This window comes from Paenibacillus sp. J22P143 (assembly GCF_059692035.1).
This window is the reverse complement of the sequence record NZ_JCAUAQ010000005.1, coordinates 74,815-90,364: the sequence shown is the minus strand read 5'-3', so window position 1 is coordinate 90,364 and position 15,550 is coordinate 74,815. Positions and strand designations below refer to the sequence as shown.

14 protein-coding genes are annotated in these 15,550 nt (G+C 44.3%); 10 read left to right on the top strand and 4 right to left on the bottom strand.

The window, feature by feature from the left end; genetic code table 11:
• Window positions 1–136 precede the first annotated feature (136 nt).
• The 5 genes from AC58PQ_RS11385 to AC58PQ_RS11365 all read left to right on the top strand — a co-directional run bounded on the left by AC58PQ_RS11385 (window position 137) and on the right by AC58PQ_RS11365 (window position 5,487).
• Window positions 137–1,681, top strand: coding sequence for a spore germination protein (locus AC58PQ_RS11385; protein ID WP_497242200.1), 1,545 nt, complete (start codon window positions 137–139; stop codon window positions 1,679–1,681).
• 55 nt (window positions 1,682–1,736) lie between these two features.
• The gene (locus tag AC58PQ_RS11380) at window positions 1,737–2,837 is read left to right on the top strand and encodes a GerAB/ArcD/ProY family transporter (protein WP_497242055.1); all 1,101 of its coding nucleotides are present in this window, start codon (window positions 1,737–1,739) and stop codon (window positions 2,835–2,837) included.
• 88 nt (window positions 2,838–2,925) lie between these two features.
• Window positions 2,926–4,089, top strand: a complete 1,164-nt coding sequence (locus tag AC58PQ_RS11375) for a Ger(x)C family spore germination protein (RefSeq protein WP_497242054.1) — start codon at window positions 2,926–2,928, stop codon at window positions 4,087–4,089.
• A 42-nt stretch (window positions 4,090–4,131) separates the two neighbouring features.
• A complete protein-coding gene (locus tag AC58PQ_RS11370; protein ID WP_497242053.1) occupies window positions 4,132–5,250 on the top strand; it encodes a GerAB/ArcD/ProY family transporter in 1,119 nt (372 codons plus the stop codon).
• Entirely contained in the window at window positions 5,251–5,487 is a 237-nt protein-coding gene (locus tag AC58PQ_RS11365; protein WP_497242052.1) for a hypothetical protein, read from the top strand. It abuts the gene before it with no gap.
• Window positions 5,488–5,664: 177 nt separating this feature from the next.
• Here AC58PQ_RS11365 and AC58PQ_RS11360 read toward each other — a convergent pair whose 3' ends face one another.
• Genes AC58PQ_RS11360 through AC58PQ_RS11345 form a run of 4 tightly spaced genes read right to left on the bottom strand, consistent with a single transcriptional unit; the run spans window position 5,665 to window position 8,462 of the window.
• The gene (locus AC58PQ_RS11360) at window positions 5,665–6,432 is read right to left on the bottom strand and encodes an ABC transporter permease (RefSeq protein WP_497242051.1); all 768 of its coding nucleotides are present in this window, start codon (window positions 6,430–6,432) and stop codon (window positions 5,665–5,667) included.
• Window positions 6,433–7,194 (bottom strand): ABC transporter ATP-binding protein, encoded by a 762-nt coding sequence (locus AC58PQ_RS11355; protein ID WP_497242050.1) that lies wholly within the window; start codon window positions 7,192–7,194, stop codon window positions 6,433–6,435.
• A gap of 55 nt (window positions 7,195–7,249) precedes the next feature.
• Window positions 7,250–8,116, bottom strand: coding sequence for a pentapeptide repeat-containing protein (locus AC58PQ_RS11350; protein WP_497242199.1), 867 nt, complete (start codon window positions 8,114–8,116; stop codon window positions 7,250–7,252).
• A gap of 16 nt (window positions 8,117–8,132) precedes the next feature.
• Window positions 8,133–8,462, bottom strand: a complete 330-nt coding sequence (locus AC58PQ_RS11345) for a PadR family transcriptional regulator (protein ID WP_497242049.1) — start codon at window positions 8,460–8,462, stop codon at window positions 8,133–8,135.
• Between the two features lie 173 nt (window positions 8,463–8,635).
• Here AC58PQ_RS11345 and AC58PQ_RS11340 point away from each other — a divergent pair, with 173 nt between their 5' ends.
• The 5 genes from AC58PQ_RS11340 to kdpC all read left to right on the top strand — a co-directional run bounded on the left by AC58PQ_RS11340 (window position 8,636) and on the right by kdpC (window position 15,481).
• Complete coding sequence (locus AC58PQ_RS11340) at window positions 8,636–10,462, top strand: APC family permease (protein ID WP_497242048.1); 1,827 nt, start codon at window positions 8,636–8,638, stop codon at window positions 10,460–10,462.
• Window positions 10,463–11,018: 556 nt separating this feature from the next.
• Window positions 11,019–11,096 (top strand): potassium-transporting ATPase subunit F, encoded by a 78-nt coding sequence (locus AC58PQ_RS11335; RefSeq protein ID WP_436241965.1) that lies wholly within the window; start codon window positions 11,019–11,021, stop codon window positions 11,094–11,096.
• 47 nt (window positions 11,097–11,143) lie between these two features.
• Window positions 11,144–12,814, top strand: coding sequence for a potassium-transporting ATPase subunit KdpA (gene kdpA, locus AC58PQ_RS11330; protein WP_497242198.1), 1,671 nt, complete (start codon window positions 11,144–11,146; stop codon window positions 12,812–12,814).
• Window positions 12,815–12,846: 32 nt separating this feature from the next.
• Window positions 12,847–14,889, top strand: coding sequence for a potassium-transporting ATPase subunit KdpB (gene kdpB / locus AC58PQ_RS11325; protein WP_497242047.1), 2,043 nt, complete (start codon window positions 12,847–12,849; stop codon window positions 14,887–14,889).
• A 28-nt stretch (window positions 14,890–14,917) separates the two neighbouring features.
• Window positions 14,918–15,481, top strand: coding sequence for a potassium-transporting ATPase subunit KdpC (gene kdpC, locus AC58PQ_RS11320; RefSeq protein WP_497242046.1), 564 nt, complete (start codon window positions 14,918–14,920; stop codon window positions 15,479–15,481).
• Window positions 15,482–15,550 lie beyond the last annotated feature (69 nt).

Genomic DNA, 15,550 nt, shown 5'->3' with positions numbered 1-15,550 from the left:
AGGAAGGGCATACTCGCGGTAATGCATAATACTGGATCTTTTTCCACATTATAATCACAGAGTCTAATCCGTAAAGGTGTGATGAAAAATCAAAAGTTTCATTAAGCCATGGTTGAATACATCTCAATTTACGAAAATGAAAGATTCCTTAGAGCTTAATTCCAATTTGAACGTCCCCTTTAGCAACGATATGAACGCCAATCTGATGCTTTTGGAAAAAGTTTTCTTAAATTGCTCGGATGTCATGTATCAACCCGTAAGTTTATTAAGTGGGCAAGCCCTACTCATATACATAGACGGTATGGTCGATCAAAAAATACTTGATGATGTTGACATATTGCAGTCGATTATTGCTTCCGAAGGAAATTCAGGTTCATTCGGAAAGTCACAAAAACAAGGGAGAATTAAGAAACCTCAGGGATTGAACGATTTCGTACTGAGTGTCTTAAACGGAGCATTAGGCCTCATCGCATTTGGTGAGAACGACATCCAATTAATCGAAGGTGTCAATAAGCTGCCTATGCGGAACGTGGATGAACCAGATGCGGAACCCCTCGTGCGGGGACCGCGCGAAGGCTTTATTGAACAAATTCAAACGAATATCGTTTTGTTGCGAAAACGTCTGAAAACATCTCGTTTAAAGACGGAATCCTTTACGCTGGGGGAACTATCTCAAACCAAAATTGTCATTACTTATATTCAAGGAATCGCAAACGAGTCTGTCCTGCAGGAGGTGCGTAACCGCGTCTCGCGGATTAAAATTGACGGTATTATTGATTCTGGCTATGTCGAGGAATTTATTGAAGACACACCATTTTCTCCTTTTCCGCAAGTGCAAAATACAGAAAGACCTGACATTGTTGCTGCAAGTTTACTTGAAGGCAAGATTGCCATTTTGATCGATTGCACACCTAGCGTTCTCATTGTTCCGATGACATTTTGGACAGCCCTTCAAAGCGCAGAGGACTACTACGAACGCTTTGTGATTGGAACATTTCTTCGCTTGGGTAGGATTTTATTATTTTTTATTGCTCTCTTTTTGCCCTCGTTATACGTAGCAATATCCGTTTTTCATCCAGAGATGATACCGACCAAATTGCTGCTAAGTATTGCCGGGGCCCGGGAGTCCAGTCCTTTTCCAGCTCTTGTAGAGGCTTTAATCATGGAGATAACATTCGAAGCGATTCGCGAAGCGAGCGTGCGCTTGCCTAAACAAGTCGGTTCTGCAGTGAGCATCGTTGGCGCACTCGTCATTGGACAAGCTTCGGTGCAAGCAGGCATCGTTTCAGCTCCCATGGTTATCGTTGTTGCCTTTACCGGCATAGCGAATTTCGCCATACCTCGGTTTAATATGGCGATTAGTACACGCATGCTGCGGTTTCCGCTAATTATTCTAGCTGGGACATTGGGCCTTTACGGAATCGGGATCGGTTTTCTTGCAATTCTCATCCACCTTACTTCACTTCGTTCCTTTGGTATACCGTATTTTGAACCGGTTGCGCCATTTGCTCTTAGTGGTTTAAAAGATGTATTTGTGAGGGCGCCTCATTGGGCCTTAAACCTCCGACCGAGATTAACTGGTTCTCAGGACCCCGTACGCGTACCGCCTGGCCAAATGCCAATTTCCAACCGCTCTATGGGGTTGCAACAGTTGGATGATCCGAAATATCCGGAAGAATAATGCTTGGGCGTCTTCGTTTTTGTTATTCAAGTCATAATGGTTAAAGGGGATATTAATGAATACACCCAAGCTGGAGCAATTCTCAAGTTCGGGATTAGCGATGATCATGTTTATGTATGTCGTAGGAACGACATTAACCGTACCGCTAGCTGCCGAAGCCGGTCATGATGCTTGGATCTCCATTATTATTGGAGCAATTGTCTCATCAGGCATTATTTGGGTATTCACTCACCTATGTATATCCTTTCCAGGACTCACACTGATTGAAATCGGAGAACAATTGTTAGGCGTCTGGGGGGGGCGCATTCTCGGCTTGTGCTACGCTTGGTATAGCTTACATCTCGGTTTTCTCGTACTGCGCTCGTTCCTTAATTTTTTATTGCAAATTGCTCTTCCTCAAACTTCCCCCCTGGTAGCAGCAGCATTAATGATGGGTATCGTACTTTGGGTTACGTACGCAGGCATAGACGTGATTGCTCGCTGCTCATACCCTCTTTTTGGATTTGTAATGATGGAAATCGTACTGTCAACTTTCCTTATGTTAAAAGATTTCCAAATTGAGAATCTTTCCCCTGTTATCGATCGCGGTTGGATGCCCATCATGGAAGGATCGACAGAATTAGTCGGATTCCCCTTCGGTGAGACGGTCTTGTTTGCAATGATCATCCCTCATATTAAATCTTTCCATCAGGCTAAAAAAACGATGCTGTCGATGCTCCTTGTCACCTGCTTTATCCTTGTACTCGTCAATATTCGAAACACGATGATTCTGGGAGAGTTGTCATCTAAACTGGGTTATCCTAGTTACACGGCATATCAGTATATTTCAATTGCAGATTTTATTGAGCGAGTCGAACCGGTTGCCATTGTGACTTGGATGATGGGGGTATTTATTAAAATAAGTGTTTGTTTATTCGTTTGCTCGAAATCAATTGCCTCTGTCGTATCATCCAAGAATCATTATCGCTTATACTTGCTCCCTTTAACGATATTACTATTGGAATTCTCCTTCATCGTGTATGAGAATAACGCTGAACTCGTCCAATTCGCGACGAAAATATGGCAATGGTATTCAGTTCCATTTCAAATCATCATACCATTCCTTTTACTGCTACTGGCGAGAATCAGTAGAAAGCAGGTTCAAAATACGAACTAACACAGGTCCGAGGTAAGTGTATATCTAACATTTATTTCCAACATACTTAAGGTTGGCCTTGGTTGGCATATAACATGGGAGGTTGATTATGCATCTTGTAAAAACTCTTGGAATGGTGTCCGTATGTATGATCATTTGCACAGGTTGTTGGGATCGTATAGAAATTAATGATATCGCACTAGTCATGGCATCATCACTCGATTTGAATAAAGATGGCAGCTATGATGGTGCGACACAAATAGCTATCCCTTCCAGCCAAGGTGGTAATACATCCAATCAGAGTAATCAGTTTTTTGTCGAGTTAGGCAAAGGAAGAAGCATCCAACAAATTATGTTCAAAGAGCAGGAAAAATTGTCGCGAAAATTATTTCTTTCCCATCGGCGAGTCCTTTTCATTGGAGAGAACCTTGCAAAGCATGGAATTACCGATCTTCTGGATCATTATGGGCGTAATCCAACGACTCGACTCCGCACTTATATCGTGGTAGTTAAAGGAAGTGAGGCTAAAGAGGCGCTTAGAATTAAATATCCTATCGAGTTTGTTCCAACGGAAGCTGTACGAGAGATGGAAATCCTGCTTGGAACTACGGCAGTAACACTCCGAGATCTGTTCAATGCTTCTTCCGGAGAAGGTAGACAGCCTGTAATGGCCGCATTAAAGCTTAAATCAAGCACGGATGGTGATAAGAAATCATCTTTCGATTTTACAGGCACAGCCGTTTTCAAAAATTTAAAATTAGTGGGATATCTGAATTCGCAAGAGACTCAGATCCTGCAGTGGCTTAACGGTAAACTAAAGCAAGGAGCTCTAAGCGTTAACTTGCCTAATGAAAAAGGATTAATCAGCATAAAATTGACCAAAGCGGAGCAAATAATTAAGCCTGTTATAGTTAAAAGCAAAGTTAAATTTCAAATTCAAATGCTTGGCGAAGGAAGAATCGAAGAAAATAATGGGAATTTAGACTTGTCAGATCCCAAAAATATTAATTTAGTCGAAGAAGCTTTTAAAAATAATATTCAGAACCAGACAAAGAACTTGATTCAGGACGTTCAAAAAAATTTTAATTCTGACATTTTCGGCTTTGGCGATGTCCTCCATAGAAAAAATAAAAAAGCATGGCAACAGCTGAAACCAAATTGGGACGAAACTTTTGCAGATGCCGAAATTGTCGTTAATAGTAGGATCATAATCAGACGCGCAGGATTGTCTGGACCCTCGCTTCAATTAAAAGAAAATGAAGTGATGAAATAAATTGGAACATTCACCAGGATTCAGAAGCGGGAGGGGATGTATATGCAGCGATCAGGAGAGCAGATTTCTAACACTGGGTTTGGAGTAGTCATGTTTTTGTTTATTGTGGGAAGCTCATTGACTGTCCCGTTGGCCTCAATTTCAGGACACGATTCCTGGATTGCCATCCTCCTGAGCATATCGCTCTCCTGCATCATGGTTTGGATGTATGCAGTCACTCTGCAGATATTTCCTGGGCTGACGCTTATTGAAATTGGCGGGAAATTGTTTGGCGTATGGGTTGGGCGGATCATCGCCTTGTTATACACGTGGTATAGCTTTCACTTGGGCAGCCTTGTCCTTCGTAATTTCACTGAATTTATTTTAATGGTCGCGTTACCACAGACGCCTTCTCTCGTAATTTCGGCCATGATGATTGCGATTGTCCTATGGGCATCGCAGTATGGCATTGAAGTGATATATCGCTGCGCACAGGTTATTATCATTTTTATTCTAATCGATGTCGTGTTCTCCTCGGTTCTAATGTTCAAGGAGTTTCAAATCGTCAATCTGCTACCGATCATTGATAAAGGCTGGATACCAATCATGAAAGGATCAACAGAACTTATTGGGTTTCCGTTTGGCGAAACGATTTTATTTATGATGATCGTTCCTCAACTTAAACAAATCAATAAAGTACAGCGAACCATGATAGGGGCCACGATTTTTGGAGGGGTATTCCTTTTGATAATAAACTTGCGCAATACATTGGTACTCGGGGATATTTCATCCCGATTAATGTATGCCTCCTACACAGCTTATCAATACATTTCAATCGCCGACTTTATAGAGCGCATAGAGCCTATTGGCATTATCACATGGGTATTAGGCGGTTTTATAAAGATAAGCATATGTTTAAGTGTATGTACAACATCATTCTCAGCGGCAATATCCAGCAAAAAGCACAAATCTTTCCTTATGCCTTTATGTATTCTAATGCTGGAGCTTTCGATCATCGTCTATAAAAATAATGTAGAAATGATTGAATTTGCAACCAATATATGGAATTGGTACTCCGTTCCATTTCAATTTGTAATTCCTTCTGTGATATTCATAACGGCATTGTTAAGTACACGTAAAATGAGAAATAAAGGACAAAAATTGCCGGCAGGTGCTGAATAAATGATTATTATAAAAATAGCATTATTTGTCATAATAGGAGTACTAATTATTTTCGTTCAACTAAGAAATATGATTAGTTCTACCACGAATATAGATAAGGTTGCATATATAGGGCTTATGGCAGCTAGTTTGACAATTGGTTCTCTGCTCATTGCAGGTGTTCCTGTTCCAAACCCCACCATACCGATCAAGGCGATTTTTGAACCAATCGCGAAGTTTTTTTTTCCTAATCAATAGGGCAGGTACAGCCAGAACGATGTAAATATTGCCAATGCCAAAAAGCACCGCTTGGGTGCTTTAAGCTGAGCTGATATATAGACGATAACTCGGATAAATACCCTCTTGATGTAAGTCCAGTATACATGCTTATAACGACATTCGTACTTTTACACTGCTAATCAGTTGTGCCCTTTATCACACCCGCTTTTTATACACCCTCATTGCAAAGAAATACGCTACGAACAAAATCCCGACGCACCACGCAAGAGCGACCCAAATATCATTGCCCACCGGCTGTCCTGACAGTAGCGCACGAATGGCTTCCACGATCGAGGTCACCGGTTGGTTTTCGGCAAAGGCTCGAACGACCGACGGCATCGACTCGGTCGGCACAAACGCCGAGCTAATGAACGGTAGGAAGATAATCGGGTAGGAAAAGGCGCTTGCGCCATCCACCGTTTTTGCGGATAGTCCGGCAATCGCCGCGACCCAAGTTAATGCCAAGGTAAACAGAGCGAGTATGCCTGCTACTGCAAGCCAAGACAGTATCCCCGCGGACGAACGAAAGCCCATAATTAACGCTACAAGAATGATGACGAGAACCGATATGGCGTTGGATACCAGCGAAGTCAGCACATGCCCCCACAGTAAGGTGGAGCGTGAAATCGGCATGGAGTGAAACCGTTCGAATATGCCTCGCTGCACATCCGTAAACAAGCGGAAAGCCGTGTAGGATATGCCGCTAGCAATAGCAATCAGTAGTATACCGGGCAACAGGTAATTCACATAGTTATCCGTTCCGGTTTGAATGGCACCGCCGAACACATAGACGAACAGCAGCATCATCGCGATCGGCATGATGGTGACCGTGACGATGGTGTCCATACTGCGGGTAATATGACGCATGGAACGTCCAAGCATAACGCTCAGATCGCTGAAAAAATGTTTCTTTACCATCTCCATTTATTTTCCCTCCTTTTTGCCGATGATGGCGAGGAAGATCTCCTCTAATGTAGGCTGTTTTTCAACATACTCCACCTTTGCGGATGGGAACAGCTTTTTTAGATCCGCGAGTGTGCCGCTGGCGATAATTCTCCCCTCATGCAGAATGGCAATTCGGTCGGCAAGCTGCTCAGCCTCATCCAAATACTGCGTGGTTAGGAGTACCGTCGTGCCGCCGCCCGCCAGCTCCTTAACAATCTTCCAAACCTCGATGCGCGCCTCGGGATCAAGCCCAGTAGTCGGCTCGTCGAGGAAAATGATCTGCGGTTTTCCCACAAGGCTTAAGGCTATGTCGAGCCTGCGGCGCATACCACCCGAATAAGTAGAGGCCCTGCGGTCGGCGGCATCAGTCAAGCCAAAGCGATTAAGCAAGTCGTCCGCAACCTGACGCGGATTTTTGAGGTATCGCAGCTTGGCAATCATGATCAGATTTTCCCGTCCGGTTAAAATTTCGTCCACGGCGGCAAATTGCCCGGTTAGACTGATCGCCTGCCGCACATTCTCGGGTTTGGACGCAACATCGAATCCGTTTACGGTGGTAGTTCCGCTGTCTTGTTTGAGCAACGTGGTGAGGATTTTGACAACCGTTGTCTTGCCCGCCCCGTTGGAGCCGAGCAGGGCGAAAATACTGCCCTTTTCCACCTCGAAATCAACGCCCTTTAGGACTTGATGCTGCTTGTAGGACTTGTGCAATCCAATGACTTGGATCGAATTATTGTGCATAACTTCGCCCTCCTAAACGTTTTTCGTCAGAAAAACTGGCATCGAAAGCATACGCTTATCGAACAGTAACCTTAGACAAATCGGCGCCCATGCCCTTAAGCGAAGCATAGGTCAGCTTATCCATGACTGCACCGTCAAAGCAAATGGTTTTGAAGGCACGGTAATACTTATTGGTCAATGAAAAGAACGCCTGAAAAGACACATTCTTGAGTATAGCGCCCCTGAATGAAACTTCGTGTACTGCCGATTTGTCAAACTTAACGCCGATAAAGGTTTGCCCGTCAAAACGCAGCCCGCTCAGGTCGCAGTATTCGAAGTCCACGCCGTCAAAGATACAACCTTCAAAGATTGTTTTCCTAAGGTCGATCTTGCTTAGCGTGACGTCGGTCAGTTTTGCACCTGTGAATTTGGCTCCTTCCATCCCCGAAACGCTGAAGTTGGTGCGTACAAGGATCGACTCATTGAAGCTTACATTCGTAAGGTCAGTTGCAGTTAGCGTACAGTCAGTTAGATTCGCGCCGTCAAAATTGGCTTCACGTACGTCGCTGGTCTTAAATGAGCTACCGGTCAAGTCTGCGCCCGCAAAGTCGGCACCGCGTAACGCGCTAGCATTAAATTGACCTTTATGAGCCTTAACGCCTGCAAAGTCGCTCATTGCCAGGTTGCTTGCGCTAAAGTTTGTCACTACCTGCCGTTCCAGCGAGCGGGAGAGGTTGGCGACTTCCAGTATCGTTTCTTCAATGTCGCCGATGCTCTCAATGGTCATTTTAAACGCTGTTTCATCGTCTTTACCCTCGGCTTTGAGTTCACGATATCGCTCCTGCAAATCGGAGTGCAGGTCCGTCTTTAATTCGGTGACGCTTTTTACCCCATCGTATGGTGTAAAAACACCGTTCAAATAGTTTGTCAATTTCTGATTCATCATATCAATCTCTCCTTTATAATAAATTTTCGAGTACGCGCTTCGAGTACTCCCAATTGCTTTTGTTACGGGCGTACGCATCTTTGCCTTTTTCGGTAATCCTAAAATACTTTCGACGTCCGCCTTGAGATTCATCGCCCCAATACCACTCAATATCACCGTCTACCTCTAGCCGCCGGACGCTGGAGTACATTGTGGCTTCCTTTAATTCATATTCGCCGCCCGAGCGCTCGGCAATCAGTTTGACGATCTCGTACCCGTAACGGTCAGCTTCAGATAGAAGCCGTAAAATCATCGTATCGGTATGTCCGCGCAGCAGGTCGGATGTAATTTTGTTCTCGCTCATATAATCACCTCGCATATTTATAATACGACACACTACTATGACTGTCAAGGTAGTATTTCAAGTAAAATACTTTGTTTGAAAAGCATCGGGGATGGTGTTACCAATATTCATAATTGTTTTTGAAGAAAAGGGGCAAACTGAAACGAAGATATCACAGCTGGGTGGTGTACACATTGTTGTCTGATCTGAAGCGTTTGTTAATTGGTCAACCCTTGAAGTCCCATGAGTTGGGAGAGCAGAAGCTTAATAAAAAGAAAGCCTTGGCGATTCTGTCTTCGGATGCACTTTCCTCGGTTGCTTACGGGCCTGAGCAGATTCTACTTGTCTTAATCACCATTAGTGCAGCTGCTTTCTGGTACACAATTCCCATCGCAGTTGGTGTTCTGTTTCTTTTAGTAGCCCTCATTTTGTCGTATAGACAAATTATTTTTGCTTATCCGCAAGGCGGAGGCGCTTATGTCGTCTCGAAGGAAAATCTCGGCATGAACGCGGGGTTGTTCGCGGGTGGATCCTTATTGGTTGATTACATCTTGACCGTAGCGGTAAGTATATCCGCGGGTACGGATGCGATAACGTCAGCCTTTCCAAGTCTGCATCGATACACAGTACCTATTGCGTTAGTCCTTGTTTTGTTTATTACGATTCTCAATCTTCGCGGGATTACGGAGTCTGCCTCTATTCTTGCATATCCCGTATATTTGTTTGTGGTGGCACTGTTCGTTCTCATTGGTGTTGGTTTGTACAAAATCGTTAATGGCCAAATCTCTGCCGATTTACATACGCCCTTGGGGACACCCATTGCGGGAATATCACTATTCTTATTGCTAAGAGCCTTCTCCTCGGGGAGCTCAGCTTTAACTGGGGTTGAGGCGATCTCCAATGCGATTCCCAACTTTAAGACGCCTGCCCCGCAAAATGCCTCCAAAACATTGATGGCCATGGGCTTGTTATTAGCCATTCTGTTCGCAGGCATTATTTACTTAGCGTATTACTACGGCATTGCACCGCGGGAAAAGGAAACCGTCGTTTCTCAGATCGCGGCAGTTACATTTGGCAGAAATGTCATGTATTATATCGTCCAAGGTACAACGGCCATGATTCTTGTTCTTGCAGCGAATACCGGGTATTCTGCATTTCCTTTGCTAGCGGTTAATCTGGCCAAAGATAAATTTATCGCCAAAATGTTTATGATGCGCGGCGACAGATTGGGCTATTCGAACGGGATTATTTTCCTAGCCGTCACCTCAATGCTGTTAATTATCGCCTTCAAAGGACAAACAGAGCAGCTCATCCCTCTCTATGCGGTGGGGGTGTTTATCCCATTTACACTAGCGCAGACAGGCATGTTGGTGAAATGGATTCGCGAGAAGCCGCGAGGCTGGTTACTCAAGTTAACGGTCAATTTGGTAGGGGCCTTCATGAGCTTTATTGTCATGATGATCTTCTTTATCACTAAGTTTGGACAAGTATGGAGTGTACTCATTTTCTTACCGCTCATCGTATTCATTTTTCATCGAATTAAAAAGCACTATGATGCAATCGCTGAACAATTACGCCTATCTTCTTGTGAACCATCCTTCCCGATTGAAGGAAATGTCATGATCGTGCCTGTTGCGGGCTTCACACATGTGGTGGAGAATTCGTTGAACTATGCCAAATCGCTTTCCCCGGATCAAATTATTGCGGTATATGTGGCTTTTGAGCGGGAAGATGAGAAGAAGTTTGAGGAGAAATGGCAGAAATGGCAGCCTGATGTGCGTTTAGTCACGTTGCATTCCCATTATCGAAGTATTGTTCATCCACTGACGAAATTTATTGATACGGTTGAACATAAAGCTACGGAATCCAATTTCCGGGTAACCGTCATCATCCCCCAGTTTATCCCTAAGAAAAATTGGCACAACATCCTCCACAATCAATCGAGTTTGTTGATTCGAGCTTTCTTGCTGTATAAGCGGAATCTGATCGTAACGACGGTACCGTATCATTTGAAAAAATAGAAAGGTTGGAATGGGTAGCTTTTACTTCAAAGTGAAGCTACTTATTAACCACATAAGAATTTATATGTTTCCGGTACCCGGAAAAACAAATTCTTATTGGCGATATAAACAACATTTAAAACGCGGTCGCTTATCCTCGAAGGACTTCGATAGAAGTTTTTTTCATTAGTGCCGTATCACTTAACGAAATAGCAAACAAAGCGGAGGTTCCTAAACAGTAGGAACCTCCGCTTTGTTATGAGGTGCTTTTTCAGTTTCAGCAACACCGGCATTTTTATGTTTTTTTTATACGGAGGCGTAGTTTCTTTACCCCATTTTTATACGGTCCAGCGTTACAATGATTCAGGAAAGGGAGCGGTAAACGCGTTTTAAAAACAAATAAAGTATGAGGCTCTTTCTACTACGAGGAGGTGCGCTATGTACAACGATGTAACGATGATCTTACTATTTGCAGTAACCTTTCTAGGGTTTTGGGGATTTGCAAAATATTGTGAAAAAGCTTAACAGCATATGATTCGAAGTCGTTTTCCAAGAAAAACCGTTAGGAGGTAACCCCATGATTGTTATTGGACTCATCGCATGTGCCATTATGGTGTATCTCGGTTTCGTTTTAGTGAAGCCAGAGAAATTTTAAGATTAGAATATGAACTTATGTAAGCAGGGGGAGAACCTACTATGGGTATGGGATTGTTACAAGTAGTCATCACACTAGGGATTATCTTGCTATTGGTAAAACCTATGGGTAGTTACTTGGTCAAAGTGTTTGGCTATGAAAAGAGTGGCCTTGATCGTGTGTTTGCTCCTTTTGAGCGTGCATCCTATCGTTTAATGGGTGTTAAACAAGAGGAAGCAATGGGCTGGAAAAAGTATCTAGGAGCTGTGTTATTACTCAATTTGGTTATGATGCTTCTGGTATATGCGGTATTTCGACTTCAAAAATACTTACCTCTAAATCCTGATGGTATTGGTAATATGCCTCCGGCATTAGCATTTAATACGGCTGTTTCTTTTATTACAAATACGAATTGGCAAGCCTACAGCGGTGAAAATACACTCTCGTATTTCTCCCAAATGGTAGCCATTACGTTCCCGATGTTTACATCGGCCGCAACTGGATTTGCCGTAGCGGTTGCCTTTATTCGCGGTTTAATTGGCCGACAAGATAATCTCGGTAACTTCTACATTGACATTACTAGGGCGATTACAAGGGTATTTCTACCGCTTAGCTTCATTGTTGCTTTAGTCCTAGTGTTTCAAGGTATTCCACAAACCTTACTTGGAGCTGTACAAGCGACAACCATTGAAGGTGCTCAGCAAACCATTACTCGTGGTTTAGTGGCTTCGCTAGAATCCATTAAACATATAGGTACCAACGGTGGTGGGTGGTTCGGTACGAATGCCGCGCATCCATTTGAAAATCCGACGCCTGTGTCAAATTTAATTCATATTATTTGTATGATGCTGCTGCCTACATCTCTGGTGTACGCATTCGGACTCATGATTAAGAACAAAAAGCAAGGCTGGACGATCTTTGCTGCGATGGGAATCATCTTTATCGTCATGTTGTCCACCGTATTCTATGCTGAGTATAAAGGCGTTGCTGCTGTTGATGCATTAGGTGTACATGGCAATATGGAAGGAAAAGAAGTGCGATTCGGGATATCAGAAACAGCTTTGTTTACAGCGGTAACCACGGCTGCGACAACAGGCAGTGTCAATGCGATGCATGAGTCACTTACTCCGCTCGGAAGCATCGCACCTTTTGCAGAAATGATGTTGAACAATGTGTTCGGCGGTAAAGGGGTAGGTTTGTTAAACGGATTACTTTACCTGATATTATCCGTCTTTATCTGTGGACTCATGGTCGGTCGTACGCCTGAGTTTCTTGGGAAGAAAATTGAAGGCAAGGAAGTCAAGTTAGCAGCCATTGCTATTCTGATCCATCCACTTATCATTCTGGCACCAACAGCTTGGGCGCTGATTCGTCCTGAATCTGTTCATTCCATAGCGAATCAAGGCATGCATGGTCTTTCGGAAGTGTTGTATGCTTTCACGTCAGGTGCTGCAAATAACGGATCTGCCTTCGGTGGTTTAACCGCCAATACGAACTTCTACAACTTAGGCAGTGGTATGGTCATGCTGTTTGGCCGTTACATTTCAATCATCGCGATGTTGGCCATTGCGGGTTCACTTGCAACGAAACGAGTCGTTCCTATTACGACTGGTACATTGCGGACAAATACACCTATATTTATGGGGATTATGATCATGATTATTCTAGTTATTGGTGCTCTAACGTTCTTCCCGGCGCTGGCATTGGGGCCGATTGCTGAACATTTGGCGGCGCGTTAAAAGGATAGACGTAATAGAGATGGAGGATTGATTTGACTGTGGAACGTAAAAAAACATTAACAAAAGACATGGTAAAGCAAGCAATCATGGATTCGTTCAAAAAATTAAATCCTTGGATAATGTTCAAGAATCCAGTCATGTTTGTGGTTGAGGTCGGCACGGTGATTACCCTGCTGCTTTCATTCGCACCTGAGCTATTTGGCAACTCAGAAGTAGGGCGAGGTTATAACATCGCGGTGTTCTTGATCTTGCTTTTCACTTTGCTATTCGCTAACTTTGCTGAAGCTTTGGCAGAAGGTCGAGGCAAGGCGCAAGCGGATTCCCTGCGGAAAACGAAATCCGACACAATGGCCCGCTTGGTTCAAAAGGATGGTTCTTATAAGCAGGTATCATCTACTTCTCTTCGTAAGGGTGATGTTGTCCGCATTGAAATCGGAGAGATTATCCCGTCCGACGGGGAAATCATTGAAGGTTTAGCCTCCATTGATGAATCAGCCATTACAGGCGAATCGGCTCCGGTGATTAAGGAAGCAGGGGGCGATTTCTCTTCTGTGACAGGCGGTACGCGGGTAGCTTCTGACTATATCGTTGTCAAAGTAACCACCGATCCCGGCGAATCGTTCTTGGATCGTATGATCGCACTCGTCGAAGGTGCCAAACGGCAGAAAACACCGAACGAAATTGCGTTAACCACGCTGCTTGCTGTATTGACACTGATCTTCTTAATCGTCATTATGACCATGGTTCCGATGGCGAAGTATTTAGACGTGAAATTGGAAATCTCCACGTTGATTGCATTGCTTGTCTGTCTCATTCCGACGACAATCGGAGGTCTCTTGTCAGCGATCGGTATCGCGGGTATGGATCGTGTGACCCAGTTTAACGTCCTAGCGATGTCAGGTAAAGCGGTTGAAGCTGCAGGCGATATCGATACGATGATCCTAGATAAAACAGGGACGATTACTTTCGGAAATCGGATGGCTTCGGAGTTTGTGCCTGTGGGTGGCATACCGGCTAAAGATATCATATTTACAGCTCTACAATCATCTGTGAAAGATGAAACACCTGAAGGACGTTCCATTGTAGAGCTTGCGAATAAACTCGGCGCGACTTGGCAAGCAGATAGCTACGCTGGTGCAGAAGTGGTCGAGTTTACCGCTGAGACCCGTATGTCGGGGCTTGATTTAGCAGGCGGTATGAAAGTCCGTAAAGGTGCGGTTGATGCGATCAAAAAATATGTAGCTGCGCTTGGCGGGAAAATCCCAGATGACCTAGAGACGACTACGAACAGAATTGCGAAAGCCGGAGGCACGCCGCTGGCTGTTGCGATTAACGAGCGGATCTATGGCGTTATTTACCTCAAGGACACGGTAAAACCGGGCTTGAAGGAACGCTTTGCTGAGCTGCGCGCCATGGGCATCAAAACTGTGATGTGTACGGGGGATAATCCTTTGACAGCCGCAACGATTGCGCTTGAAGCTGGTGTAGATGAATTTATTGCTGAGGCGAAGCCGGAAGATAAAATTGCAGCGATTAAGAAAGAGCAGCAAGAAGGCAAACTCGTAGCCATGACGGGCGACGGAACTAATGATGCTCCTGCGCTTGCTCAAGCGGATGTTGGACTTGCGATGAATTCAGGCACGATGGCTGCCAAAGAGGCCGCTAACATGATCGATTTGGATTCCGATCCTACCAAGCTTCTTTCTGTGATTTCCATCGGTAAACAGTTGTTAATCACTCGCGGAGCTTTGACGACGTTTTCCATCGCTAACGACATTGCCAAATACTTCGCGATCATTCCTGCGATGTTCATTCTAGCCATGCCACAGCTGCAGGCCTTGAATATTATGAATCTGGCGTCGCCAGAATCGGCTATTTTATCTGCGCTCATTTTCAATGCCATCATCATCCCGCTTTTGATTCCAGTTGCGATGAAGGGTGTTAAGTACCGGGCGATGTCAGCTAATAGACTGTTATCACGTAATATTTTGATCTATGGTATCGGCGGTATCGTTGTTCCATTCATTGGGATTAAAATCATTGATATGGTGCTTCACGGATTAAACATCGTGTAAAGAGAAAGAGAAACGAGGAGATCGCGTTATGAAATCGGTAATTATAGCTGTTCGTGTGTCGTTATTGTTCATGATTGTCTGTGGGCTCATCTACCCACTTGCTACGACAGGTGTGGCTCAAGTATTATTTCCCAAACAAGCAAATGGAAGTCTCATAGAATCGGACGGCGTTGTGATTGGATCGGAATTGCTGGCTCAAGCTTTTGAGTCTCCGAAGCTTTTTCATCCAAGAGCATCTGCAGCCCAATATGATCCTACGGCATCATCAGGCTCCAATACAGCAGTAGCATCAAGTGATTATGCTGCGGCAATGGCTGAGAAAATTGATGCCTGGAAGAAAGAGAATCCAAATCTAACTGAAATTCCGGCTGACATCGTGACTGTTTCTGGTTCCGGTTTTGACCCTGATTTGTCCCCAGAAGGAGCGAAAGCTCAAGTTCCGAGAATTAGTAAGGAATCAGGGGTCTCCGAGAGCAAGCTCAATGACCTCGTTGATCAGCTGTCCAAAACGCGGCAGCTTGGGATTTTCGGTGAGCCTAGGGTCAATGTGACTGAATTGAATATGGAACTGCTGAAGCAAATGAAATTGTGAAATAAGCAGTCAACCACTCTTCCCTTTGGGAGGGTGGTTTCTATCCATTTTAGCGGGGGGCATGGGACG